The 25,144-nt window shown below is 62.0% G+C and carries 22 protein-coding genes and 1 tRNA gene; 9 read left to right on the top strand and 14 right to left on the bottom strand.

Annotated elements, in window-relative coordinates; genetic code table 11:
• Positions 1-26 precede the first annotated feature (26 nt).
• The 7 genes from soxB to BG457_RS03375 all read right to left on the bottom strand — a co-directional run bounded on the left by soxB (position 27) and on the right by BG457_RS03375 (position 5,626).
• A complete protein-coding gene (gene soxB, locus BG457_RS03405; RefSeq protein WP_071795604.1) occupies positions 27-1,724 on the bottom strand; it encodes a thiosulfohydrolase SoxB in 1,698 nt (565 codons plus the stop codon).
• Positions 1,725-1,863: 139 nt separating this feature from the next.
• Entirely contained in the window at positions 1,864-2,721 is an 858-nt protein-coding gene (gene soxA / locus BG457_RS03400) for a sulfur oxidation c-type cytochrome SoxA (RefSeq protein ID WP_071795603.1), read from the bottom strand.
• Positions 2,722-2,757: 36 nt separating this feature from the next.
• Complete coding sequence (gene soxZ / locus BG457_RS03395; protein ID WP_071795602.1) at positions 2,758-3,084, bottom strand: thiosulfate oxidation carrier complex protein SoxZ; 327 nt, start codon at positions 3,082-3,084, stop codon at positions 2,758-2,760.
• Positions 3,085-3,129: 45 nt separating this feature from the next.
• Positions 3,130-3,546 (bottom strand): thiosulfate oxidation carrier protein SoxY, encoded by a 417-nt coding sequence (soxY, locus tag BG457_RS03390; RefSeq protein ID WP_071795601.1) that lies wholly within the window; start codon positions 3,544-3,546, stop codon positions 3,130-3,132.
• A 59-nt stretch (positions 3,547-3,605) separates the two neighbouring features.
• A complete protein-coding gene (gene soxX, locus BG457_RS03385; RefSeq protein WP_071796025.1) occupies positions 3,606-4,100 on the bottom strand; it encodes a sulfur oxidation c-type cytochrome SoxX in 495 nt (164 codons plus the stop codon).
• A gap of 194 nt (positions 4,101-4,294) precedes the next feature.
• On the bottom strand, positions 4,295-4,861 hold the full coding sequence (locus BG457_RS03380) for a thioredoxin family protein (protein WP_071795600.1): 567 nt from the start codon (positions 4,859-4,861) through the stop codon (positions 4,295-4,297).
• Positions 4,862-4,888: 27 nt separating this feature from the next.
• Positions 4,889-5,626 carry a cytochrome c biogenesis CcdA family protein gene (locus BG457_RS03375; protein ID WP_071795599.1) on the bottom strand — a complete coding sequence of 246 codons (738 nt, stop codon included), beginning with the start codon at positions 5,624-5,626 and terminating at the stop codon, positions 4,889-4,891.
• Positions 5,627-5,705: 79 nt separating this feature from the next.
• Here BG457_RS03375 and BG457_RS03370 point away from each other — a divergent pair, with 79 nt between their 5' ends.
• From BG457_RS03370 to BG457_RS03360, 3 genes are all read left to right on the top strand, one after another.
• Positions 5,706-6,134 carry a thioredoxin domain-containing protein gene (locus BG457_RS03370; RefSeq protein ID WP_071796024.1) on the top strand — a complete coding sequence of 143 codons (429 nt, stop codon included), beginning with the start codon at positions 5,706-5,708 and terminating at the stop codon, positions 6,132-6,134.
• A gap of 122 nt (positions 6,135-6,256) precedes the next feature.
• Entirely contained in the window at positions 6,257-6,658 is a 402-nt protein-coding gene (locus BG457_RS03365; protein WP_084657446.1) for an ArsR/SmtB family transcription factor, read from the top strand.
• 72 nt (positions 6,659-6,730) lie between these two features.
• Complete coding sequence (locus BG457_RS03360) at positions 6,731-7,795, top strand: YeeE/YedE family protein (protein ID WP_071796022.1); 1,065 nt, start codon at positions 6,731-6,733, stop codon at positions 7,793-7,795.
• Between the two features lie 56 nt (positions 7,796-7,851).
• Here BG457_RS03360 and gyrB read toward each other — a convergent pair whose 3' ends face one another.
• From gyrB to speA, 5 genes are all read right to left on the bottom strand, one after another.
• Positions 7,852-10,269, bottom strand: a complete 2,418-nt coding sequence (gyrB, locus tag BG457_RS03355; RefSeq protein WP_071796021.1) for a DNA topoisomerase (ATP-hydrolyzing) subunit B — start codon at positions 10,267-10,269, stop codon at positions 7,852-7,854.
• Positions 10,270-10,699: 430 nt separating this feature from the next.
• Positions 10,700-11,560, bottom strand: coding sequence for an agmatinase (gene speB, locus BG457_RS03350; protein ID WP_245770918.1), 861 nt, complete (start codon positions 11,558-11,560; stop codon positions 10,700-10,702).
• On the bottom strand, positions 11,557-12,723 hold the full coding sequence (locus BG457_RS03345) for a carboxynorspermidine decarboxylase (protein ID WP_071795598.1): 1,167 nt from the start codon (positions 12,721-12,723) through the stop codon (positions 11,557-11,559). The genes speB and BG457_RS03345 overlap by 4 nt, the downstream gene beginning before the upstream one ends.
• Complete coding sequence (locus BG457_RS03340; protein ID WP_071795597.1) at positions 12,723-13,943, bottom strand: saccharopine dehydrogenase family protein; 1,221 nt, start codon at positions 13,941-13,943, stop codon at positions 12,723-12,725. The genes BG457_RS03345 and BG457_RS03340 overlap by 1 nt, the downstream gene beginning before the upstream one ends.
• Positions 13,936-15,840 (bottom strand): biosynthetic arginine decarboxylase, encoded by a 1,905-nt coding sequence (gene speA / locus BG457_RS03335; RefSeq protein ID WP_071795596.1) that lies wholly within the window; start codon positions 15,838-15,840, stop codon positions 13,936-13,938. The genes BG457_RS03340 and speA overlap by 8 nt, the downstream gene beginning before the upstream one ends.
• Positions 15,841-16,113: 273 nt before the next feature.
• Here speA and BG457_RS03330 point away from each other — a divergent pair, with 273 nt between their 5' ends.
• The 6 genes from BG457_RS03330 (at position 16,114) to BG457_RS03305 (ending at position 23,278) form a co-directional block, all read left to right on the top strand.
• Entirely contained in the window at positions 16,114-17,844 is a 1,731-nt protein-coding gene (locus BG457_RS03330) for an AMP-binding protein (RefSeq protein WP_071795595.1), read from the top strand.
• A 3-nt stretch (positions 17,845-17,847) separates the two neighbouring features.
• Positions 17,848-18,756, top strand: a complete 909-nt coding sequence (locus BG457_RS03325; RefSeq protein ID WP_071795594.1) for a bile acid:sodium symporter family protein — start codon at positions 17,848-17,850, stop codon at positions 18,754-18,756.
• A 147-nt stretch (positions 18,757-18,903) separates the two neighbouring features.
• Positions 18,904-20,190 (top strand): homoserine dehydrogenase, encoded by a 1,287-nt coding sequence (locus BG457_RS03320; RefSeq protein WP_071795593.1) that lies wholly within the window; start codon positions 18,904-18,906, stop codon positions 20,188-20,190.
• Positions 20,191-20,314: 124 nt separating this feature from the next.
• Positions 20,315-21,280, top strand: coding sequence for a class II fructose-bisphosphatase (gene glpX / locus BG457_RS03315; RefSeq protein ID WP_071795592.1), 966 nt, complete (start codon positions 20,315-20,317; stop codon positions 21,278-21,280).
• Positions 21,281-21,360: 80 nt separating this feature from the next.
• The gene (gene recJ / locus BG457_RS03310; protein WP_071795591.1) at positions 21,361-23,115 is read left to right on the top strand and encodes a single-stranded-DNA-specific exonuclease RecJ; all 1,755 of its coding nucleotides are present in this window, start codon (positions 21,361-21,363) and stop codon (positions 23,113-23,115) included.
• Positions 23,116-23,203: 88 nt separating this feature from the next.
• Positions 23,204-23,278 (top strand) — tRNA-Glu (locus BG457_RS03305).
• A 287-nt stretch (positions 23,279-23,565) separates the two neighbouring features.
• Here BG457_RS03305 and BG457_RS03300 read toward each other — a convergent pair.
• Together BG457_RS03300 and BG457_RS03295 are read right to left on the bottom strand one after the other, a co-directional pair.
• Positions 23,566-24,672 carry a tyrosine-type recombinase/integrase gene (locus BG457_RS03300; protein ID WP_071795590.1) on the bottom strand — a complete coding sequence of 369 codons (1,107 nt, stop codon included), beginning with the start codon at positions 24,670-24,672 and terminating at the stop codon, positions 23,566-23,568.
• 216 nt (positions 24,673-24,888) lie between these two features.
• Complete coding sequence (locus BG457_RS03295; RefSeq protein WP_071795589.1) at positions 24,889-25,107, bottom strand: hypothetical protein; 219 nt, start codon at positions 25,105-25,107, stop codon at positions 24,889-24,891.
• Positions 25,108-25,144 lie beyond the last annotated feature (37 nt).

Genomic DNA, 25,144 nt, shown 5'->3' with positions numbered 1-25,144 from the left:
ACGGTTCCTCTGGTTGTTCTTGTGGCTTACAGGCCGCTGACCTGAACCGAAGTGTTCGGCTCAAGGCTTACACGGCCAATCTTGCGGATATGGTTTTCAACGACATCCCAGATCTGGGGGCCTTCGGTTTCGGGGTTCACGGAGGCCCAACCGGCGACGACATAGTTGCGCGCAGGATCAATCGTCTCGCCTGTGCTCAGAAGCGTCATATTCGAGATGCGCGCATTCACCGGAGCCGAGACATCGACATGATAGCCAAGCCCGCCGATGCGCACCATATCGCCGCCCTGCTGGAAATAGGGATCGGGGTTGAAGATATTGTCGGCCACGTCTTCGAGGACAACCTTCAGGAACTCGCCGGTCATCTCGGTGCGGTAGCACTGGCCATAGGTCATCGAGGTGACATTGTGGATATCCTCGCGGGTGATCGCATCCCCCGGCAGAAGGCTCGCGCCCCAGCGCACCCCCGGCGACATGGCGATTTCGGCGTCGCGCTCCTCGATCATCGCCTCGCAGATCAGATCGTCCCAGGTGCCGTTGAAATTGCCGCGGCGATAGAGCAGTGAATCCGTATGACCGATGACCTCTTCAAGCTGGTCCTTGAAGGGCGCGCGCTCGGCCTCGATCAGGGTAGCCATATCGGCGTCAGGCGTGATCACATCGGCGAAGATCGGGATCAGCTTGTGGCGGAAGCCCATCATGCGCCCGTCACGCACATCCAGATCCAGCCGGGTTACGAACTTGCCATGGCTGCCCGAGGCGATCAGAAGTGTCTCGCCCACGATCACGGGTTCAGGCAGCGCGTCATGGGTATGGCCGGTCAGCACCACGTCAATGCCCTGAACGCGGCCCGCCATCTGGCGGTCCACATCGAAACCGTTATGCGACAGCACCACGACCAGTTCCGCACCCTGATCGCGCACCTCATTGACCATTTCCTGCATCCGGCTCTCGCGGATGCCGAAGCTGAAATCGGGGAACTTCCAGCCCGGATTGGCAATCGGCATATAGGGGAAAGCTTGCCCGATCACGGCGATCTTCACCCCACCGCGTTCAAACCAAGTATATGGTTCGAATTCTTCCGAGGGTTCATTCCATTCATTGTCAAAGATATTCTGGCCCAGGAAGGGGAAGGGCAGATCGGCCACGATCTCGCGGACGCGGTCCTGACCCAAGGTCCATTCCCAATGCGAGGTCATGGCCTCGACGCCGAGCGCGTTCATCACATTGACCACATCCTGCCCTTTGGTCAGGTAGCTGGTCATCGAGCCATGCCATGTATCGCCGCCATCAAGCAGCAGCGCATCAGGACGGTCGGCGCGGATCGCCTTGACCACGGTCGCCACACGGTCCATGCCGCCCATGCGCCCGTAGGTGCGTCCAAGGGCCTCGAAATCGACATAGGTCAGCGCATAGGCATCGGCGGAACCGGGGGTAAGATTGAACATCTCGATGAACTCTTTGCCCACGACATGCGGCGGCTTGCCCTTCACGCCGCCCACGCCGATATTCCACTCGGGTTCGCGGAACCAGATCGGTTTCAGCTGGGCATGAATATCGGTTATGTGGATCAGCGAGACATTCCCGAAAGTGTCGAAACGCAGCAGATCCTCCTGCGTCAATGCCTGCTGTGCGGCCAGTTTCGACCAGTTCCCGAAACCGGAAATGCCGTAAAGCGCCGAGGCCGCGATGGAGGCTTGCAGGAATTCGCGCCGGGATATCATGAGAGCTTCTCCTTGTGAGAGATGGCAGGGCGCGGGAGGGTGTTGCCACATGCCAATCTTCGAAAGTTTGAATATTCTAGGGCCAAAAAAAAGCCAGCCCGCTACGGGGCGCTGCCTCTGGCAGCGCCCCGTCAGACAGTTACTGACGCACTGATACACCCTCGATGGGCAGGCCGAGGCCGCGCGAGGATACATAGAGTTCCAGCGCGATGAACTCGGGCGAGCCTTCGCGGAAGGTTTCGCCGCGCGTGTCGCGGATACAGCCGCGGAAGCGCTGGTGCAGCGGCACGATGGTTGCGTTCTTCAGGCGATAGGTCGGAAAGCCGTTCGACATGCCCTGTGACAGATGGTCGGCGCGGATCATCCGGCCCCAGTTATCCTCGTGGCAATTGGCGCAGGACATCTCCAGCTGACCGAAGCGCGTGTAATACATCTCACGCCCTTGTTCCCAGAAGGGGGCATACTCGCCATCCATCTGAACCGCGACAGGCATCCCGCGCGATTGCAGCGAGATCAGCGCGGTCATATCCTTCATCGGCTCGCTGTTCCAGCCCCAGGCATCGGCCTCCATGCGCGCGGTGCGGCAGTTATTGATGTAATTCTCCAATGCCCAGAGTTCACCATCTTCGTTGATCTTGGGCATCACCGCCCGGACACCGGCCATCGACTCGATATCGCCGTGGCAATCCGCGCAGGATTGTCCGGCATTGCCATCGGCAGCGTCCCACCGATCCTGCCCGCGTTCAGTGAACAGAATGCCGGGATTATCGAAATCATCCATTTGCAGCGCACGGGTTTCATCCGTGCGGAACAGCCAGCCCGAATAGATCTCGGGAAACACGCCGCCCAGATGCTCTGCCGGTGCGGCGCGGGTCGCAAGGTGCAATTCACCCTCGATGATCAGTTCAGCATCGGGATGCGGGTCTGCCTGAGCCATGCCGGAAAGCATGGCCCCGCAGATGGCCGCAGTCGCCCAAAGCTTGGTGATGGTCTTCATGCGTGTCTCCTCCCAGACTGGCTGCGACCTAGAATATTACCCGACCTCGAAAGCCTGGGTTTCGGAATAGACCGAGCCGTCGTCATCGTACCAGGTGAAGACAAACTCTGCCGATTCCTCGACTTTCACATCGAATTCGACATAGGGGTTGGCCGAGATGGCCGGGTGCATTTCCATATCCACCACCATCTTGCCTGCATATTCGCAGGTGAAACGGTTGATGATCTGGCGCGGGATCACATTGCCCGAACCATCGCGGCGCTGGCCGGTTTCCATATTGTGGCTGATCAGGGTTTTCACCTCGACCACGTCGCCCGCTTTGGCGGAACGTGGCAGGCGGATGCGGGGTCTGACGTCAGACATAAGATGTCTCCTCGATTGAGTATTGGAAGGTCAGGGCAGGCCGGATCAGCCGCCACAGCCGCCGATGGTCACTTTCACTTCGACCGCGCCGCGCGCGAAGCTGCCATCCGCCAGTCTGGCGATGGCGATCACGTCCTGGGTGCCACCCAGACGAATGCGGGTCGCCGCGCGTGAGGTGCCTGCGCCTTCGCCGAAATTGAATGTCGCCACGCCCGGCGTCGGGTTGCCCGCGGCGAGCATCATGATCGACACGGCGCCTGCGGCCTCGACCTCGATCGGAACCGTGTTGCCATTCTCGGCGATCTCGGGGGCGTTGATGGTCACGCCGCCATCGGTCACGGCGGCGCCACCTGTGAATGCGGAAATCGCGTCCTCGATAGCCGAGGCGCTTGCCACGCCCGGAACCATCGCGACAGCAGCCACGCCAAGGCCAAGTGCCATGGTATCGCGTCTTGTCAGCATCTTGTCATCCTCTCATATGCTTGCATTTCAGGTCTCTTTCTACGCCGTGATCCTATGGCTCACCAATCGGTCAAGGTCGTCAGATAGGCCACGATATCTTCAATCTGCTGTGCTGACAGCAATGTGGAGAAAGTGTCGGGATCGTATGCATTGCCGGTATAGGCATCGCCCGGCCGCACATAATCCGCCGGATTGTCATGGTAGAATACCGGCATCATGGAATCGGGAAACACGCGCTTGGCATTCGCCACGATCCCGCGCAATTCTGCTTCACTCCAGCGCGCTCCTGCACCGTCAAGCGATGGGCCGATATTTCCCTGAAAATCATGTTCGGGCATCGCCGTGTTCTCATGGCAGGACAGGCAATTGCCGATGGACCGGCTGGAGAGGGCATTCGCGCCGGCAACCGGATCGCCGGGCGTGCCGCTCAGCGACACGGGGATGGCAATCTCGTCTTCCCAGACCACATCTGCGGGCGCGATTTCCGCGCCCGGGGCGCTGGCCCAGAGGGCAACCGAAACAGTGCAGGCTGCAGTAAGTGAACGTCGTGTCATGAATGCCCTCCCAGACGGTTTGACGGTGATGCGCTCTCCCAAGCTCACCGTGACCGCGACCATAGACCACAGTGTACGATTGCTGCAAATGAAAATTCGTTTTTTTGCATATTGTTTTTTGTGCATGTTCTGATAGCGGAAACCTGACCTTAAAAATATGAGGGCAGCCCATTGAATTTCCCAGAGAAACTTTCTCAGTTCGCGTTGTCACGCAGCATCCGCGCGACATAATGCTGGAAATGTTCCTCGCCATCATAGCCTTTTTCAAGCACCCATCGCAGCATCAGCCGGGTGGTTCCGCGCTCGAAGGCGCCGGGCATGATCATCACCGCCGCGTCGCGCATCGTGCCTGCGTCCGGGGGCGATTCGGGGGCGAAGATCAGGGTTGGCGTGAACACGACGCCCCAGCGGCGGGCCATGTCGCGCTCGTCCAGCGTAGTGCCGTCGAAATCCGTGATCGGGACATTGCCAAAGAGATTGATCTGGATGACCATGTAATCCTCGGTCAGCATCCGGGTGATTTCGGGATCGGGATAGACGTTTTCGTGCATCCGCGTGCAATAGATGCAGCCGCGTTGCTCGAACATCAGCAGCAGGCGTTTGCCTTGGGCGGCCGCGTCTTCGAGATCGTCGCGCATGTCGCGAAAGGTCTCTACGATCCAGTCAGGTTTGTGCAGACCGTCATCACCGACAGGCGTTGCATGGGCGGGCAGGGCCAGGAGCAGAGCGACAAGGGCCGCTTTCACTTTAGTCCGAAACATCACATCATCCTCCCATTGGTGTCAAAACTATCCGATGTTGCTGAAGGCGGGGAACGTCTCCAGCATCCATTCCGCAATATAGGCCACGCTGTCCGTCGCGATCAGCACCGCAAAGAGTACCAGCATCCCGCCCATGAGTATCTCGATATGCGCGAGCTTGCTGCGATGGCGGGCGACCCAGTTCAGGAAGGGCCGTGCAAACAGCGCGGCAATCACGAAGGGCAAGCTCATGGCCAGACCGTAGACGGCCAGTAGTGCTGCACCTTTCCAGATATCCCCCATGCCCGAAGCGATCATAAGAATCGCCGCCAGCGCCGGGCCGACACAGGGCGTCCAGCCAAAGCCGAAGGCCAGTCCCATGACATAGGAACCCAGCACCGATTTCGGCGCGGCCGAGGTTTCGATCCGTGCCTGTCGATAGAGCAGCGAGATCCGCAGCACGCCCAGAAAATGCAGCCCGAACACGAAGAGAACCGCCGCCGCGACCCATTTCAGCGTGTCGCGGTAAGCGATGAATGTCTGTCCCAGCGCCGTAGCCCCCATGCCAAGAAGCATGAAAATCGTCGTTACCCCCAGCGCAAAGGCAATCGAGGCGAGGACCAGACGTGTCTGCGCGCCCGGTGCCAGCCCCTGTTCGTCGCGCAGCTCCGCCATCGACAATCCCGCCATATAGCACAGGTAGAACGGGACGATCGGCAGGATACAGGGCGAGAGGAAGGACAGAAGCCCCGCCAGCGCTGCGCCACCGAAACTGATATCGAACATGCGGGGTAATCCTTGAAATCGAGCGCCGCCTGATATGCATGATGTTGCGTCGCCTGCACAAACATATTACATTGTTCATATGTTTATATGCTCCCGTCAATCCCTCGTCTTCGCCGCAGCGCAGCAGCTGCGCAGGCCGCTGATCGCGCTCTCGGTTCTTCTGGCCATGGCGGGCGGGGCGGGGGCGCAGGAGTTGCGGTTGCTGATGATCGAGCAGGCCGGGTGCTATTACTGCCGCATCTTCAATCGCGATATCGCGCCGGTCTATGAAGCCTCGCAGGAAGGTCAGATCGCGCCGCTGATCCATGCGCAGTTGCGCGGTCCGCTGCCAGAGGGGATCACGCTTTCCAGCACGCCCTTTGTGACGCCCACTTTCATCCTGATCGGGGCGGATGGTGTCGAAATCGAACGCCTGACAGGGTTTCCGGGAGAGGATTTCTTCTGGCCCTATATCGGTGACATGATCGCTGCGGCGCAGGGCGAGGCCCGCCAGGATGCAGGGCAGTAACACCACACTGAACCGGCGTTTCATCCGCGCGGCGCTATGTTTCGTTCGCAGCCTGTGGTATCGTCCCCGCAAAACGGGGGCGGTCGGCGTTCACGCATCCCTGCGTGACAGAGAGAACATTCATGCCGGACGGACAAAATCGCGAAACTGACCGGTCCGAGGAGGAGGAGGTCAGACTGTCAGTGCGGCCCGAGGGGGGCCGCGCTGCGAGTGTTGACGTGCCGCTGGAAGATTTGCAGGCCGAAGCGCGCGAGGCGTCCGATTTTCTGAAGGCGCTGGGCCATGAGGGCCGCCTGCTGATGCTGTATTTCCTGTGTGAACGCGATCATTCCGTGACAGAGTTGGAGCGGCTGATCATGTCGCGGCAGGCGGCGGTCAGTCAGCAACTGGCCCGGTTGCGCCACGAAAAACTCGTGACGACCCGGCGCGAAGGCAATCAGATCTTCTACTCGCTGGCGGATGAGCGTGTCCGCGAGGCGGTACTCTTGATGCAACGACTGTTCCGCGCCGCCCCGCCGGGGTGATCCAGATCAAGGCAGGTATATTCAAATCCCGGCATGTGAATGGCTGCAGCGCAGCTACTCAGTGAGGGCCGGGTGGATTTCTACGATATCATCGAGGCTTTGGGCGAAGGCAATATCGAAGCCCTGATGGGGCTGACGGTCGGACTGATTTTCGGGGTCGCGGCGCAGCGCTCTGGCTTCTGCCTGCGCGCGGCGACGGTCGAATTTGCCCGTGGCCGGGTGGGGCCGCGTCTGGCGATCTGGCTGCTGACTTTCTCGACCGCTGTGGTCTGGGTGCAAGGCGCGCAATATCTGGGCCTGTTCCGTGTCAGCGACGCGCGGATGATGGCCGTGCCCGGCTCGTGGTCCGGCGCCATCATCGGCGGGCTGACCTTCGGCGTCGGCATGGTGCTGGCGCGCGGCTGTTCCGGGCGGTTGCTGGTGCTGGCGGCGACGGGCAATCTGCGCTCGGTGATCGGCGGCATGGTTTTCGCCATCTTCGCGCAGATGAGCCTTTATGGCTGGCTTGCGCCGCTGCGCAACTGGCTGGCCGCGCTCTGGATCACGCCCGGGGGGCGCAATCTGCATCTGCTGGACATGCTGGGCCTGCCGCAGGGTGTCGCGCTCTGGATCGGGCTGGCGCTTGCGGGCTTCGCGATTGCCTTGGCCCTGCGCAACCGTCTTGGCCTGCGCCCGCTGGTCTTTGCCTCGGGCGTGGGCTTTGCCGTGGCGCTGGGCTGGGTCATGACCTGGACCCTGGCGCAGGCGAGTTTCGATCCGGTCAATGTGACCTCGGCCACCTTCACCGGCCCTTCGGCCAATACGCTGATGTTCTTTCTCAACCCCAATCCGGCGCTGCGCTTCGATGTGGGGCTGGTGCCCGGCGTTGTGCTCGGGGCCTTCCTCGCCGCACTGGTCTCGCGTGAGTTGAAATGGCAGGGCTATGACGGGGCCGATGCGATGCGACGCTCGTTGATCGGGGCGGCGCTGATGGGCTTTGGCGGTATGCTCGCGGGGGGCTGCGCGATCGGGGCCGGGGTCACGGGCGGGTCGATCTTTGCCGCAACGGCGCTCCTGGCCCTGACCTGCATGTGGATCGGCGCGGTTCTCACCGATCATCTCATGGATCAGCGCCGCCCGCGTCCCGCTCAGGCCTGAGCGGGCAAGGGTAGGGTGCGTGGTCACCACGCACCCTACGCCACCCCCGGCGCGACTTACGCGTCCAGATTCTCCACGCTCAGCGCATTGCGCTGGATGAACTCGCGACGCGGTTCCACCACATCGCCCATCAGCTTGGTGAAGATGTCATCGGCCTCGGCCAGATCGTCGATCTTGACCTGCAACAGCGTGCGCGCTTCCGGATCCAGCGTGGTTTCCCACAGCTGATCGGGGTTCATCTCGCCCAGACCCTTGTAGCGTTGCAGCGAGAGGCCCTTTTCCCCTTCGGTCAGAATCGCATTCAGCAGGTCGACCGGGCCGTAGATCTTCTGCTTGCGGTCGCGCCGCACCAGGTCCGCGGGCTGGCCATAGACTTCCTGCAGGCTCTGGGTATGCGACGCCAGCCGGCGCGCTTCGCCCGAGCGCAGCACGCCCCCATCCAGTCTGCGCACCTCCTCGACCCCGCGCAGCAGGCGCGAGAGCCGCAGCCCGCCATCCTGTGTGGGCCGCCCCTGCCAGCCGCGCTCATATTCGGCGGCGATCAGGTCCAGACGCTGCGCCACCGAATCCGCCAGTTCCTGCGGATGGGCGGCCAGCGCCTCGGTCAGCAAGGCACCTGCAATCGCGGCCTGTTCCAGAATATGCTGCGGGTAATGCGTCGGAAAGGCTTGCAGCGAGCGGCGCACTGCGCGCGCTTCGGTCACGATCCGGGCCAGATCGGCGCCCACGATCTCCTCACCTGTCGCAAGGCGCAACACCGCGCCTTCGACGCCCTGTTCGATCAGGTAATCCTCCAGCGCGGGCTTGTCTTTCAGATAGACCTCGGACTTTCCGCGCGCGACCTTGTAGAGCGGGGGCTCGGCGATATAGAGATGCCCCGCCTCGATCAGATCCGGCATCTGCCGGAAGAAGAAGGTCAAGAGCAGCGTGCGGATATGCGCGCCATCCACATCGGCATCGGTCATGATGACGATCTTGTGGTAGCGCAGCTTCGCGATGTCGAACTCATCGCGGCCGATGCCGGTGCCGAGTGCCGTGATCAGCGTGCCGATTTCCTGGCTCGACAGCATCCGGTCAAACCGCGCGCGCTCCACATTCAGGATTTTCCCGCGCAACGGCAGCACGGCCTGATTCTGCCGCGACCGGCCCTGCTTGGCCGATCCGCCCGCCGAGTCGCCCTCAACCAGAAACAGTTCTGACTTCGCCGGGTCACGTTCCTGGCAATCCGCCAGCTTGCCGGGCAGCGAGGCCACATCGAGCGCAGTCTTGCGCCGCGTCAGTTCGCGCGCCTTGCGCGCCGCTTCGCGGGCCAATGCGGCTTCGATGATCTTGCCGACAATGCTCTTGGCGTGAACCGGGTTCTCCTCGAACCATTCTGCCAGTTTCTCGTTCACTAGTGACTCGACCGCCGGACGCACTTCACTGGACACAAGCTTGTCCTTGGTCTGGCTGGAGAATTTCGGATCCGGCACTTTGACCGACAGCACGCAGGTCAGCCCTTCGCGGGCATCATCGCCGGTGAAATTCACTTTCTCTTTCTTGGCGATTCCCGAAGACTGCGCATAAGCATTGATCGTCCGGGTCAGCGCGCCGCGAAACCCCGCCATATGCGTGCCGCCATCGCGCTGGGGAATGTTGTTGGTGAAGGGCAGCACCGTCTCGTGGTAGCTGTCATTCCACCACATCGCGATCTCGACCCCGATCCCGTCGCGCTCGCCGTTGATATAGATCGGCTCGACCATGACCGGGGTCTTGGACCGGTCCAGATGGCGCACGAATTCGCGCACACCGCCCTCGTAGAACAGTTCAGATCTCAACATTTCGGCGGGGCGGTGGTCTTCGAGAATGATCCGCACCCCGGAATTCAGAAAAGCCAGTTCTCTCAGTCGGTTCTCAAGCGTCTTGAAGCTGTAGTCCAAGTTCGAGAACGTGTCTGTCGATGCCAGAAACCGAACCTCGGTGCCTTTCTTGCCATGCGCGTCGCCGACCACTTCCAGAGGCCGTACGGTGTCGCCGCGCTCAAACCGCGCCACATGTTCCTTGCCGTTTCGCCAGATGCGCAACTCCAGCCAGTCCGACAGGGCATTGACCACCGACACGCCCACACCATGCAAGCCGCCCGAAACCTTGTAACTGTTCTGGTCGAATTTGCCGCCGGCATGAAGCTGGGTCATGATGACCTCGGCTGCGGATACGCCTTCTTCGGCATGGATATCAGTGGGAATCCCGCGCCCGTTATCCATGACCGAAACCGAGTTATCTGCATGGATTGTGACACTCACGAAATCCGCATGGCCTGCAAGCGCCTCGTCGATCCCGTTATCGACCACTTCATAGACCATGTGATGCAGGCCGGAGCCGTCATCCGTATCGCCGATATACATGCCGGGACGCTTGCGAACAGCATCCAACCCCTTGAGAACCTTGATCGAATCCGCGCCATATTCTTCGCGCTTCAAAGCTTCAGCCGACATGCAGACCATTCCTCGTTTGACTGCCGATCTTATAGGCAGTTCTGGCAGGTTTGTCACGCGCCAGACACAATATTTAGCGGTTCCCCGCGCGATCAGTCTCCGCAGATTCAACCCGCGACTCGCGGTTGATGCTGTGTTAAGCTTTGTTAAGGGCGTAGTGCAATGGGACAGACCTAATATGCGACTTATGCGTGCCGCAGGCGGTTCAATCCTGGCTCTCGTCCTCTTCAGCGCCCATGCGTCGGCTTCGCCTCTTGCCGGTGCAAACAGCTTCACGCTGCATTTGCAATCGATCGACAGCTCTTTTTTCCGGGTTCAGCAGCGATGCTGCAAGATCTGCTCCAAGGGCAAGGCGTGCGGAGACAGCTGTATCTCCGCCACAAAGACCTGTCGTGCCGGGCTGGGATGCGCCTGCAACAAATAGGGCCGGTCAGCGCGTGTTTTCCAGCGCGATCCCCATCAGCGCATAGGTCAGTTGCGCGGCGGTGAAGTTCCACACATCCCAGCCGTTGATCGGCGCGAGTTCCACCACGTCGATGCCGACACAGCGCCGCCCCTTCAGGCCCGAACGCACAAGCGCCAGCGCCTGATAATACCCAAGCCCGCCCGGAACCGGTGTTCCCGTTGCAGGCATGATGGCCGCGTCCAGCCCGTCCACATCGAAGCTGACATAGACATCTTCGGGGAAATCCTCGGGCAGGGTGATGTCATGGATATTGCCCGTCACCAGATCTTCGGCATCAATGAAGATGACCTTGTTGCGCGCACGGCATTCAGCTTCTTCCTGACAAAGCGCCCGGACGCCGTATTGCGCGAGCGCGCAGCCTTCTTCCTCGACCAGCAACTGCATGACCGAAGCATGGCTGTGCCGGAAGTCCTGATAGGCGCGGCGCAGATCGGCATGTGCGTCGATCTGGATAATCCCGACCGGGCGACCAAGCGCGCGCTTCACGCCCCGCACTGCGCCCCATGTCAGGCTGTGCTCGCCCCCCAGCGTGACCGGGATATGGCCTGTGCGCACAATGCTTTCAGTACGCGCGGCCAGACTGTCCAGCGCGTATTCCAGCGGCACCGAGCAATCAATCGCCGGTGTGGTGTAGATCCCCGCGGCACAGGGCTCGAACCCGCGCCAGAGCCGTTCCAGCTGGTCCGACGCTTCGATCAGCGCCGCGGGGCCTGCCGCTGCGCCCGAGCCGTAGGAAACCGTTTTTTCCAGCGGCATCGGCACGATCTGGAAATGTGCATCCGGGCCGCGCTCGGCATTGGTCAGTTCGGAATTGAGAAAGATCACGAGAGACGCCCCTTGAAGTCCTGATAGTCGAATTGGCGGATCACGCGCAGCGCGTCCGTGTCGCTGTTCCACACTGCCAGCGCGGGCAGGCGGACGCCGTTGAAGGTGGTGGTCTTGACCATCGAGTAATGCGCCTGATCGAGGAAGGCGATGCGCTGGCCGATGGCGGGCGTTTCCGCGAAAGCATAGCGCCCGATCACATCCCCCGCGAGGCAGGATGGCCCGCCAAGCCGGACCTGCACGGGGCCATCTTCGCCCAGCAGGGCGGGGCGGTAAGGGGCTTCGATCACATCCGGCATGTGGCAGGTGGCCGAGATATCAAGGATCGCGTTGGGCCCGTCATTCTCGACCAGATCCAGCACTTCGCCCACGAGGATGCCGGAATCGAGTGCCACGGCTTCGCCGGGTTCGAGATAGCATTGCAGGTCGGTCTCGCTGCGCACGCGCTGAAGAAAGGCGATCAGCCCCTCGCGGTCGTAATCGGCCCGGGTGATATGATGGCCGCCGCCGAAATTGATCCATTTCAGATGCGGGGCCAGCGCCTTGATGCGCGGCGCGATATGATCCCAGATCGCCAGCAGCGGACCAAGATCCTGTTCGCAGAGCGTGTGCATATGCAGCCCGTCGACGCCTGCAAGCGCAGCCTCGTCGATCTGCTCCAGTGGCGTGCCCAGCCGAGAGCCCGGCGCGGCGGGGTCGTATTTCGCGTCTTCGCCCATCGGCAAGCCGGGGTTGAAGCGCAGGCCGACATGCACATCCTTGCCACTCTCGCGGATCAGGGGCAGGAAGCGATCCTTGGCGGCAGTTGTGTTGAACACGATATGGTCGGACAGGCGGATGATCTCGCCCATCTCATCGGCTTTATAGCCTGCCGCGAAGGTTTCCACGATCCCGCCATAATGCTCACGCCCAAGCCGCGCTTCCCAGAGGCCAGAGGCGCAGACCCCTGACAGGTAGCGGCTGACCAGCGGCGCAAGTTCCCACATCGAGAACGCCTTGAGCGCACAGAGAACGGTCGCGCCCGAGCGTTCCTGAATATCAGCCAGCACGCGCAGGTTCTGCTCCAGCCGCGCTTCATCCACCACGAAACAGGGTGACGGCACGCGCGACAGGTCGAACCGGGCAAAGGCGCCCGGATCGCCCGCATGGGTCTGCATCGCCATCAGAAATCAGCCGGGGCCGAGAGTTCCGTGATATTCCACGGCAATCCGTGCTGGTTCAGCAGATCCATGAATGCGTCAGGGTCAAGCTGTTCGGTGTTGAACACGCCCGCGCCCGACCATGTGCCATTCAGCATCAGCGCCGCGCCGATGAAGGCGGGCACCCCGGTCGTATAGCTGACCGCCTGACTGCCCACCTCGCGGAAGCATTCCTCATGATCGCAGATATTGTTGATGTAATAGGTCTTTTCGCCCGATCCATCCTTGGCAGGTCCGGTGATGATATCGCCGATATTGGTCTTGCCCTTGGTGCGCTCGCCCAAGTCCCCGGGATTGGGCAGCACCGCTTTCAGGAATTGCAGCGGGATGATCTGATGGCCTTCATATTCGACCGGCTCGATCGAGGTCATACCGACATTCTGCAGCACGGTGACATGGTTGATATAGGCATCGCCAAAGGTCATCCAGAAGCGCGCGCGCTCGATCTCGGGGAAATGGGTCACAAGCGACTCCAGTTCCTCGTGATACATCAGATACATGTTCTTGGGGCCGACCTGGTCGAAATCGAACTCGACCTTGGTGGACATCGCAGGCGATGTCACCCAGCCGCCATTCTCCCAGTGCCGCACTTCGGCGGTGACTTCGCGGATATTGATCTCCGGGTTGAAATTGGTCGCAAACGGGTGGCCGTGATCGCCGCCATTGCAGTCCAGAATGTCGATCAACCGGATGCCCGACAGGTAATGCTTGCGCACATAGGCTGCGAAAATGCTGGTCACACCGGGGTCAAAACCCACACCGAGCGCAGCCATCAGACCGGCCTCGCGGAACTGGTCATGAAGTTTCCACTGATGGGAATATTCGAACTTGGCTTCTTCCGGCGGCTCGTAATTCGCCGTGTCCAGATAATGCACGCCGGTTTTCAGGCAGGCTTCCATCAGCGCCAGATCCTGATAGGGCAGGGCGAGGTTCACCAGCAGCGCAGGCTTCACGGTTTCGATCAGCGCAACCGTCTGCGCCACATCATCGGCATCGACCTGATAGGTCTCGATCACCTGACCGGTGCGCGCTTTCACCGAAGCGGCAATCGCTTCGCATTTCGACAGCGTGCGGCTGGCAACAGCGATACGCCCCGGAAACAGGTCGCGATTCATCGCCATCTTGTGCAGCGTGACCGAGGCCACCCCGCCCGCGCCGATTACCAGAACATCCTTGTTAGCCATTCGTATGCTCCTCATGTTCGTAATAGGTGTAGCCGCCAAGCGCATGGCGGTAGGTTTCCATCAACATGCGCCGCTGCGAAGGGTTCAGGCTCCCCTCCTGCACGCCACGTTCGACAATGCGCTTGAAAGCGTCAAGGCATTGTTTCGGCTCGTATTCCACATAGGCCATGACTTCGGCCACAGTGTCGCCTTCAACCTCGTGCTGAATCTCCAGAACGCCATCCTCGTTGAAATCGACCGTCACGATATTGGTGTCGCCAAACAGGTTGTGCAGATCGCCCAAGGTTTCCTGATAGGCCCCGACCAGAAAGATGCCGATGAAATAGCGCTCGCCTTGGCGCAGCTCGTGAATGGGCAGCGCATTGCCCACGCCTTCGCCCAGCACGAACTGGTCAATCTTGCCGTCGCTGTCGCAGGTGATGTCCGACAGGACCGCGCGCCGCCCCGGCTGTTCATTCAGGCGCTGCAAGGGGGCAATCGGCACAAGCTGGTCGATCGCCCAGACATCGGGCAGGGACTGGAAGAGCGAGAAATTCGCCCGGTAGATATCGCGATGGGCCGAAAGCTCTTCGAGCACCTCTTGCGGCACATCCGGCGTCTGGGCGACCAGATCCTTGATGCGGCCCACGACATAGAGGAAAATCTGCTCGGCGCGGGCGACTTCCTCGATCCCGATCACACCACGGCGGAAGAGCGCGCGCAATTCCTCGCGGTAATATTCCGCGTCGTTCAGACATTCCTGCAGCCGCTTCGGCGTCAGGTAATCGACAATCGCGGCCATGTCCGACAGCATGTGGTGGTCATCGGCTTCCGGCGTGATCGGCGCGGAGCGGTCGAAATAGCTGGCTTCCAGAATGTCCGAGAGCAGCATCGAGGAATAGGCGACAATCGCGCGGCCCGATTCCGTGACCAGCGTGGGATGGGGCACTTCGGCCTCGTCCATCTGGTATTTCACGGTTTCCACGACATTGGCACAATATTCGTCCATCGTGTAATTGACCGAGTTTTCGCTCGCGCGCGCCTCGCCGGTATAGTCGATGCCCAGACCCCCGCCCAGATCCAGATATTCCAGCGGCACCCCAAGGCGGCGCAATTCGGTGTAAAAGCGGCAGGCTTCGTCCACGGCCTGACGGATATCCATCATCTGCGGCACCTGGCTGCCCAGATGGGCATGCTGCAGCACCAGACAATCCAGCATGTCGGCGTCGCGCAGCTTGTCGATCAGATCCACCACTTCCTTGGTGGTCAGGCCGAATGTCGAGCGGTCGCCGGAACTGTCCGCCCAGTTGCCGGTCACACGCCGCGTCAGCTTGATGCGCACGCCGAGCGCGGGTTTCTCGCCCAGACGCTTGGCTTCGGCGATCACAGTATCGGCCTCGGCAGGGGATTCGATGACAAGAACGCAGTTGATCCCGGCCTTGCGCGCGAGAATCCCAAGGCGGATGAATTCCGCATCCTTGATCCCGTTGCAGATCAGAAGCGCGCCTTTGGGCAGGTCGCGCGACAGCGCAAGGATCAGCTCGGGTTTTGACCCGGCCTCCAGTCCGAACTGGAAGGGGCGGCCATAATCCACGATCCGGTCGATCACCTCGGCCTGCTGGTTGACCTTGATCGGAAAGACGCCGCGATAGGGCGCGCGATAGTCATTGGCCTCGATGGCCTTGGCGAAGGCATGGTTCAGGGCTTCCAGCTGGCGCCTGAGGAACGCGCCCACACGGACCAGAACCGGCGTGTGGATGCCGCGTGCGTCAAGATCGTGCAAAAGCGCGGGCAGGCTTGCGGGGCGCGCGTCGGGGCGCGCGGGGTTGACCAGCCCCATATCGCCATTGGGAAGGCGGGCGAACATGCCCGCGCCCCAACGATGGATCCCGTAAGACTGGAAAATCTGATCCGGCATGTGGCGCTCCTGCTTCGTGTCCCCATGACATGAGGCGCCCGCATATGAAATCCATATGACAAACGCAAGAATAACCGTAGGGTTCCGCAGTATCCTGTCCGGCAGGGCAGACTGGCCACAGAGTATGTCAGCACGGAGAAATCCCGCATCCGGCGGATTGTGACGCAAGGTTTCGAGGCTACGCCGCGTAACGTCAGGACTTGCCCAATCAGGCAGGCTGGGGAATGGTGAAAGCCGGAGGCCCGCGCGAGAAGCGGGTATGGGAGGTAGCTTGTGACACATGATTTTCCCCGCCCCTGGCAGGCGGCCTACGGCTCAGAGATTGCGGTTGATCTTGCGCCCTCCGCGCATCGCTCACTCGCGCATCTGGTTGCGGCAAGTACGCAGAATTTCGGCAAGCGGCGTGCGTTTACCTGCGTCGTACCCAATGGCATGAACGGCTCGCTGAGCTATGCGCAGGTGGGCGCGATGTCGGATGCTTTTGCGTCCTTCCTGCGCCATCACTGCAAGCTTGCGCCGGGGGCGCGGGTTGCGGTGCAACTGCCGAACGGTCTGGCCTATCCGGTTGCCGTATTCGGGGCCTTCAAGGCGGGCTGCGTGCTGGTCAATACCAACCCGCTCTATACGCCTGACGAGATGATCCACCAGTTCCGCGACAGCGGGGCAGAGGTTCTCGTGATCTCGGATATGTTCGTCGACAAGCTGGCCGAGGTGATCCCCCAGACGCAAATCCGCCATGTGGTTCTGGCAGGCGTGCCCGAATTCTTCCCGCGCGTGCCCGAAGCCGTGGTGCGCGGGGTGCAGAAGGTCTGGACCCGTAGCCTGCCGCCGGTGCCGGAACTGAAGGTGCCGGTGCTGCGCATCCGCGCGGCGCTGAAGCTGGGGCGTGATTTGCCCAAGGTCACGGATTGGGACGCGCTGCGCCCCGATGATCTGGCACTGTTGCAATATACGGGGGGCACGACCGGGGTGGCCAAGGGGGCGATGCTGACGCATGGCAATATTCTGGCCAATATCGATCAGGTCAAGGCGATGGGCGCGCGCTACATGACCGGCGAGGATGTCATCCTCACGGCCTTGCCGCTCTATCACATCTTCGCCTTCACCGCGAATCTGATGGTGTTCTATGATCTGGGCGCGCGCAATATCCTCGTACCCTCGCCGCGCCCGGTGCAGAATATCCAACGCGCGCTGGAGAATTACCCGGTCACTTGGATCACCGGCGTCAACACATTGTTCAACGGGCTGATGAACGAGGAATGGTTCGCGGCCTATCCGCCGAAGCATCTGAAAGCCGCGATTGCGGGGGGGACGGCCCTGCACGAAGCCGTGGCCGAGAGATGGCAGGCGATCACCGGCACGCGCATCGCCGAAGGCTATGGTCTGACCGAAACCGCGCCGCTGGTCAGTTTCAACCCGCTTGACCAGCCGGTGCGGGTGGGCTCGATCGGCATTCCGGCGCCGGGAACCGATGTGGTGCTGGTCAATGATCAGGCCGAACCCGTCGCGCAGGGCGAGCCGGGTGAGTTGATCGTGCGCGGCCCGCAGGTGATGCGTGGCTACTGGAACCGGCCCGACGAGACGGAAAAGACGCTGCAGAACGGCTGGGTCTTTACCGGCGATGTCGCGGTGATGGATGCCGAGGGCTATCTCAGGATCGTGGATCGCAAGAAGGACATGGTTCTGGTCTCGGGCTTCAATGTCTATCCCAACGAGGTCGAGGATTGCCTGTCGAAGTTGGAGGCTGTGCTGGAAGCGGCCGTCATCGGAGTGCCGGACAAGGGCACAGGCGAGGCGGTGCGCGCTTATGTGGTGCAGAACCCGGATGTGAGCGCGCAGATCACGAAGGAGGATGTGATCGCGCATTGCCGCAAGCATCTGGCGGCCTACAAGGTGCCGCGCTCGGTGATCATTCGCGAGGAATTGCCGAAATCCCCCATCGGAAAGATCCTGCGCAAGGATCTGAAAGCCGAGGCGCGGACTGAATTTGCGAAAGGGGCATAAGCGATGCTGACCGAACTGGAGACGACGCTTCTGGGCGTCATGATGATGGTGATCATGCTGGGCATGGGGGCCTCGATGACGCCGCGCGATTTCCGCATCGCCTTTCGCAAGCCCAAGGGGATCCTGGTGGGGCTCTTGAGTCAGTTTGCGGTCATGCCTTTCCTCGGTTTCCTGCTGGCCGTGGGGCTTGGCCTGCCGCCCGCGCTGGTGGTGGGGCTTTTGTTGATCGCCTGTATGCCGGGGGGGACGACCTCGAATATCTTTGCCTATTTCTCGAAAGGCGTGCTGGCGCTGTCGATCATGATGACAGTGGTTTCGACGCTTGTGGCAGTGGTCATGGTGCCGCTCTTGCTCAGCTTTTATGGTGGGCTTGCCGGTGTGACCGGAGATTTCGCCATCCCGCCAGCCAATGTGGCGCAAATCCTGGTTGTTCTATTGATCCCCACGGTCCTCGGCATGGGGTTGCGCAAGCTCAACCCCAATATCGGCGCGACCATCGAGCTGATCGGGTCGTTCATGGGGGTGGTGGTGATCCTGTTCCTGATCGCAAGCTGGGTGCCGCGCAATTATCAGTTACTGCTCGATACCGGCTTTCCGATCTATTTCGCGACCATCGGCATCGGGCTGATCGGCATGCTGTTCGGCTATTGGGTGGCGCGCGGGCTGGGGCAGGACACGAACCGGTCGCGCACGATCAGTCTTGAAACCGGCATCCAGAACGGGCCATTGGCGGTTCTGGTGATCACCCTCAGTTTCACGGGCGCGATGCAGCAGGAGGTGCTGCTGATCCCGGTGCTCTACTCGCTGTTCATCGTCCTGAGTTCGACTGCGATCACGCTCTGGTATCGCCGCAACGCGACGCGCGAGGCATTGGCACGCGATGCGGCCAAGCTGGGGGTCGAGGCGCGGTAGGGTGCGTGCTTGTCACGCACCTTTGGTCGCCCGTTGAACACAGGTGCGTGCGAGAGCACGCACCCTACCGCAGATGCTGCGTTGCAAGCCTGCCTGCAAGCCGCTAACAGGGCCGCGAGATCTTGACTGTGAACGGAGCATCGCGACATGACCACCCCCTTGCGCCTTGGAATTGCCGGGCTTGGCACAGTCGGCACAGGTCTGGTGCGGATCGTGCAGACCAATGCTGATCTGCTCGCCCGCCGCGCCGGACGGCCCATCGAGGTCGTCGCGGTCTCGGCGCGGTCGCGCACCCGCAACCGGGGCGTGGATATTTCCGGCTATGACTGGGAAGATGACCCCGTTGCACTCGCGCGCCGCGCGGATATCGATGTCGTGGTGGAACTGATGGGCGGCGAGAATGGCCCGGCCAAGGCTCTGACCGAAGCCGCCATTGCGGCGGGCAAGCATATCGTGACCGCGAACAAGGCGCTTCTGGCGATCCATGGTCAGGCCCTGGCCGAAGCGGCAGAAGCTGCGGGTGTGGCGCTTCGCTTCGAAGCCGCTGTGGCTGGCGGGATCCCGGTGATCAAGGCATTGACCGAGGGGTTGGCCGGCAATCGCATCACCCGCGTCAAGGGCGTGATGAACGGCACCTGCAACTATATCCTGACCCGGATGGAAGATGCGGGGCTTCCCTATGAAACGGTATTCGAGGAGGCCAACCAGCTTGGCTATCTCGAAGCCGATCCGACGCTCGATGTCGGCGGGATCGATGCGGCGCATAAGCTGACGCTTCTGAGCGCCATTGCATTCGGCACGCGCCCCGATTTCGACGCCATCGCGCTCGAAGGAATCGAGCGCATCTCGATCGAGGATATCCGCGCCGCCGCGGATCTGGGCCTGCGCATCAAGCTTCTCGGAGTGGCGCAGATGACCGGCCGGGGTCTGGAGCAGTCGATGACGCCCTGCCTGGTGCCCGCCGACAGCCCGCTGGGGCAGCTCAAGGGCGGCACGAATATGATCGTCATCGAGGGCGACGCCGTGCAGCAGGTGATCCTGCGCGGCCCCGGCGCGGGCGAAGGGCCGACCGCCAGCGCCGTGATGGGCGATGTCATGGATATTGCGCGCGGCTTCCGCCTGCCGGTCTTTGGTCAGCCTGCGGAGACGCTGGAAACAGCGCCTTCGGCCAAGGCGATGGGCTCGAAGCCCTGGTATCTGCGCATGGGGCTGATGGACAAGCCCGGCGCCTTGGCCAAGGTGGCCGAAGCCCTGGGCAATGCCGGGGTCTCGATCAACCGGATGCGCCAATATGGCCATGAGGACACGCGCGCGCCGGTTCTGATCATTACCCACAAGACCACGCGTGATGCGATTGACCACGCGATTGCGCTCTCGATGAAAACCGGCGTCGTCGTGGGGGAACCGGTTGCGCTGGCGATCGAGGAAGACTGACTCCTTTCAGCCGCGCCTGGAGCGGCGTTTGCGCTGACATCGGCACAGAATGCGGAACGCGCCTTGTGCGAAGGCCGTTCCAGTCTGTAGAAGCAAGGCAAAGCATTTGTGAAGGGACAGCCCGATGACCACCACAACCCCGGAATTTCATGATCGCATGCTGTCATTGGGCCTTGCCCGTGTCAGCGAGGCGGCGGCGCTAGCCTCTGCCCGCCTTGTCGGACGCGGTGATGAGAAAGCGGCAGATCAGGCCGCGGTCGATGCGATGCGCCGACAACTCAACATGCTCGACATTCAGGGCCGCGTCGTGATCGGCGAGGGCGAGCGGGATGAGGCACCGATGCTCTATATCGGCGAGGAAGTCGGCACGGGGCAGGGGCCTGAGGTGGATATCGCGCTGGACCCGCTGGAAGGTACGACCCTGACCGCCAAGGATTTCCCCAATGCGCTGACCGTCATCGCCATGGCCCCGCGCGGGACAATGCTGCATGCACCGGATGTCTATATGGACAAGCTGGCCATCGGGCCGGGCTATGCGCCGGATACGGTCACGATGGACATGACGCCCGCCGAGCGCGTGCGGGCCCTGGCCAAGGCCAAGGGCTGCGAACCCGCAGATATCTCGGTCTGCGTGCTGGAACGCCCCCGGCATGAGGAGATGATCGCCGATCTGCGCTCCACCGGGGCTGCGATCCGGCTGATCATGGATGGCGATGTTGCCGGGGTGATCCATTGTGCCGAGCCTGTGCTGACCGGTATTGACATGTATATGGGGTCGGGCGGCGCCCCCGAGGGCGTGTTGGCGGCTGCGGCGCTGAAATGCATGGGCGGCCAGATCTTTGGTCGGCTGCTGTTTCGCAACGAGGATGAGAAATCCCGCGCCCGCCGTGCGGGGATCGAGGATTTCGACCGCATCTACACGCGCGACGACATGATCATGGGCGATGTGATCTTCGCGGCGACCGGGGTGACGGATGGGTCGGTCGTGAAGGGCATCAAGACCGAACCCGGCTGGGTGACGACCGACACGCTGCTGATGCGTTCGAAAACCGGATCGGTGCGCCGCATGAGCTACCGCTCGCCGCTCTGATCGGGGCGCGCGCCGCCAATGGCGCGCGCGCAGGACACTGGTTTGAGTATTTTAGGCAAGATGAACTGAAAGGGCAGGTCATGGAAGCTGCCTTTCTTGGGGTTGAAAGCTCGGCTCTCGGGCGGCGTTGGGTCGGTCCGGACCCGTTGCGCGCGCGACAGGCCGAAGCTCTGGTGCAGGCAACGCGCCTGCCGCCCTCTGTCTGTTCGGTGCTGGCGCGGGCGGGCGTGGAGCCGGATGGCGCGCTGGCCTATCTCAGCCCGGCCCTGCGTGATCTGCTGCCCGACCCGCGCAGCCTGCGTGACATGGAGCAGGCTGCGGCGCGGCTTCTCGAAGCGGTCGTGGCACGGGAAAAGATCGCGATCTTTGCAGATTACGATGTCGACGGGGGCGCCTCGGCGGCCCTGCTGATGTGCTGGCTGCGCGGGATGGGGCAGCAGGCAACGCTCTATATTCCTGACCGGATCGAGGAAGGATATGGGCCCAACGCGCCCGCGATGCGTGCGCTTGCACAGTCCCATGACCTGATCCTCTGCGTCGATTGCGGCACGCTCAGTCATGAGCCGATCGCGGCAGCCGCAGGCGCCGATGTGATCGTGCTGGATCATCACCTCGGGGCGGAAACCCTGCCGCCCGCTCTGGCCGTGGTCAATCCGAACCGGCAGGATGAAAGCGGGGATCTGGGCCATCTCTGCGCTGCGGGCGTTGTATTTCTGATGCTGGTGGAGGCCAATCGTCAGTTGCGCGGACGCGACCGGCAGGGGCCGGATCTGATGGCTCTGCTGGACCTTGTGGCGCTGGCGACCGTCGCGGATGTCGCCCCGCTGATCGGGGTGAACCGCGCCTTCGTGCGGCAGGGGCTGAAGGTCATGGCCATGCGCCAGCGTGTGGGCCTGCGCGCGCTGGCGGATGTGGCGCGGCTGGAGACCGCGCCTTCGGCCTATCATCTGGGTTTCGTTCTGGGGCCGCGTGTGAATGCGGGCGGGCGCATCGGGGCGGCGGATCTGGGTGCGCGCCTTCTGGCCTGCGAAGACCCGCAAGAGGCCGAGGCCCTCGCCGCGCGGCTTGACCAGCTCAATTCCGAGCGTCGCGAGATCGAATCCGCTGTCCGCGCGGCCGCCCTGAGCCAGGCAGAGACGCGCGGGGCCGAGGGCGCACTGGTCTGGGCCGCTGGTGATGGCTGGCACCCCGGCGTGATCGGGATTGCAGCGGCGCGTCTGAAAGAAGCCATGAACCGGCCCGCCATCGTGATCGGCCTGGAGGGGGCGCAGGGCAAGGGCTCGGGCAGATCGGTGCCGGGTGTCGATCTTGGGGCGGCAATCCACCGTCTGGTACAGGAAGGGCTTCTGGAAAAAGGCGGCGGGCACCGGATGGCGGCCGGTCTGACGGTGGCGCGTGACAAGCTCGACGCGGCAATGGCCCGGCTTGACGCGCTTCTGGCGCAGCAAGGGGCCGGGCAGACGGGGATGCGGGCGTTGCATCTGGATGGCGTGCTCATGCCGACGGCGGCCAGCGCAGATCTCGTGGCGCAGCTCGATGCCGCAGGGCCTTTCGGCGCATCTGCCCCAGCCCCGCGTTTCGCTTTTCCCGACATGCGCATCCAGTCGATTCGACGCATGGGCGAGACGCATCTGCGCGCCCGTTTCACGGATGGCCAGGGTGCAGCACTGGAGGCCATCGCTTTCGGGGCGTTCGACAGTGCGCTCGGGCCCCTGATTGCCGGCGCGCAGGGGCAAAGGCTGCATCTCGCAGGAAAGTTGGAGATAAATCAATGGGGTGGGCGCTCTACCGTCCAGCTCCGGCTGGATGATGCAGCGCGACCCGCAGGGGTGTGAATTTTTCTTTCGGCTTGATGCGAAAAACCTGACTTCCCCTCTTGCGCTGCAGTTTCGCTTTGCATAAAAGCCAGCACACGCCAAACGTGGCCCGTTCGTCTATCGGTTAGGACGCCAGGTTTTCAACCTGGAAAGAGGGGTTCGATTCCCCTACGGGCTGCCATTCTCTACGAGAATGTGGTAGTTTTCCTGTAGTGCAAAACCCTCCGACACGGCGATGGGTGTCGTCGTTTTTCGGAAACTCAGTTCATGCAATGCCGCTGTGTATTGAACCGGCGGTCAAATTGTCGGGTTTCTGTTCAGAAATTTCGTCCGCCCGCCGGATGCCCGCGAAAGCCATCAGCGTTTCCGCAGCCGCTTTCGCAAGTCCCTGACAAAACGCCATATTTTATTGGGTTTCTTGGTGACCCCGGCAGGATTCGAACCTGCAACCTGCCCCTTAGGAGGGATTCATTCATTTGTCTGATCTTTCTTTGTTTTCTTGTGCTTGGGCTTCTCGGTAAGGATCGGCTGTGCATAGTTTGTACGAAACCGCGCCCTGACATCGGCCTCGTCGGTCTCTGCATGGGCATAGATGCGCATGGGCAGATTGGGGTCTGACCAGCGACCTGCCTTGGCCGCCGTGACCGGATCGACACCCTGCCGCACCACCAGTTCGGTGAAAAACCCGTGCCGCCCGGCGGGGTGCGCCGACAGGTACGGGATGCCCGCGTGCTTGCAGATCGTCTTCCAGCGGTTGTTGTAGCCGGTCGGGCTGCCATAGCCGAACACGCGCGGCGACAGCAGTTGCCCCGTCTTCAGGTTCTTTGGCCGCTTGGGCTTCAACGCCACCAGCTCCGCCATCATTTGCGGCGAAACGGTAATCCAGCCTTCCGGGTGGCCCTTCTGCGCCTTGACGCGCACCTCGCAGGTAGCCGGTCGCAGGTCATCGGGTTCGATAGACACCGCCTGATCGATCCGCGCCGCCGTCTCGAACATGAAACGCACCATGGCTGCGTTGTAGGGATCAGCAGCGGCACAGAAGGCCTCGATCCAGTCGCGTGTCGCGGGGATGCGCTCGATCCGGCTGGGCTTGCGCCGCCGCTGGTCCTGCGCGATCCGCTCGAACTTGTCATAGCGCTTCACCCGCAGAAGCGGTGTGCCCTTGTGTTCATGCGCGTTGTTGATGACCGCCCGCGCGGGGGTCACGATCTCGCGCCACCAGGTATCGGTGCAGGCGTTCGGCTTCAGCTTGCGACCAAGGCTTTTCAGCAGTGCGCCCGTGATCGCCCCCAGCGGCATGTCCCCGATCTCGTCCAGGATCGGTAGAAGCTGCTTCGCGGTCTTGGCGGAGGGATGGTAGAAATCGACGGCATCGGCAAAGCGCAGGCTATGCTCTTCCCCGATCAGATACTTGCGGACCTGAAGCTGTGTTTCGTCGTTTATCCAGTCCCGCGCGCCAGCTTCAGTAGTCGCTCGCGTGCTTTGGCGGTATGGACCGGCGATCGGTCGGCCATTGTATTCGACCCAGCCCTTGACCCAGAAGACGGAGCCACGCTTGTAGATTTCGAGCGGCATGCCTGTCCTTCCTCGAAGATGGTGTCAATCTGCGCGGGCGTGATCAGCATGGTGCGACCCAGTCGGAAGAACGCACCGGTGTCGTTGGCCTTCTCGCGCAGGGTCCGCTCGGAAATCTCGATCCCGTGCGTGGCCATGATCTCGACCCACTGAGCGGGCGTCTTGCCGATTGAGAGGATCTGGGACTGCTCCGCATGTTCGGTGTTCATCATCGCCTCACCCTTTCCGGCCGCTACGGGCGGTCTTGCGTTCTGCCGTGACGGTGAACTGCGAGACATACTTCTCCCAGGCGCCGCTGGGGATCTTCGGGTTCCGTTTGCCCGGGGCGGTGAAGATGTGATCCAGCATGTCTTCGCGGATCAGATAGCGGATGTTGGTCACCGGGATGCCCACGCGGTCCGCCAGTTCCTTGGGTGTTTCGAGAAGTTTGGTCATGCTTCGCGCCCTTCTGTTCTGCTCACAAAACAAGGCG

This window comes from Natronohydrobacter thiooxidans (assembly GCF_001884735.1).
Taxonomy (GTDB): domain Bacteria; phylum Pseudomonadota; class Alphaproteobacteria; order Rhodobacterales; family Rhodobacteraceae; genus Roseinatronobacter; species Roseinatronobacter thiooxidans_A.
The sequence above is the reverse complement of the archived record's forward strand: the minus strand, read 5'-3'. Positions and strand labels throughout refer to the sequence as shown.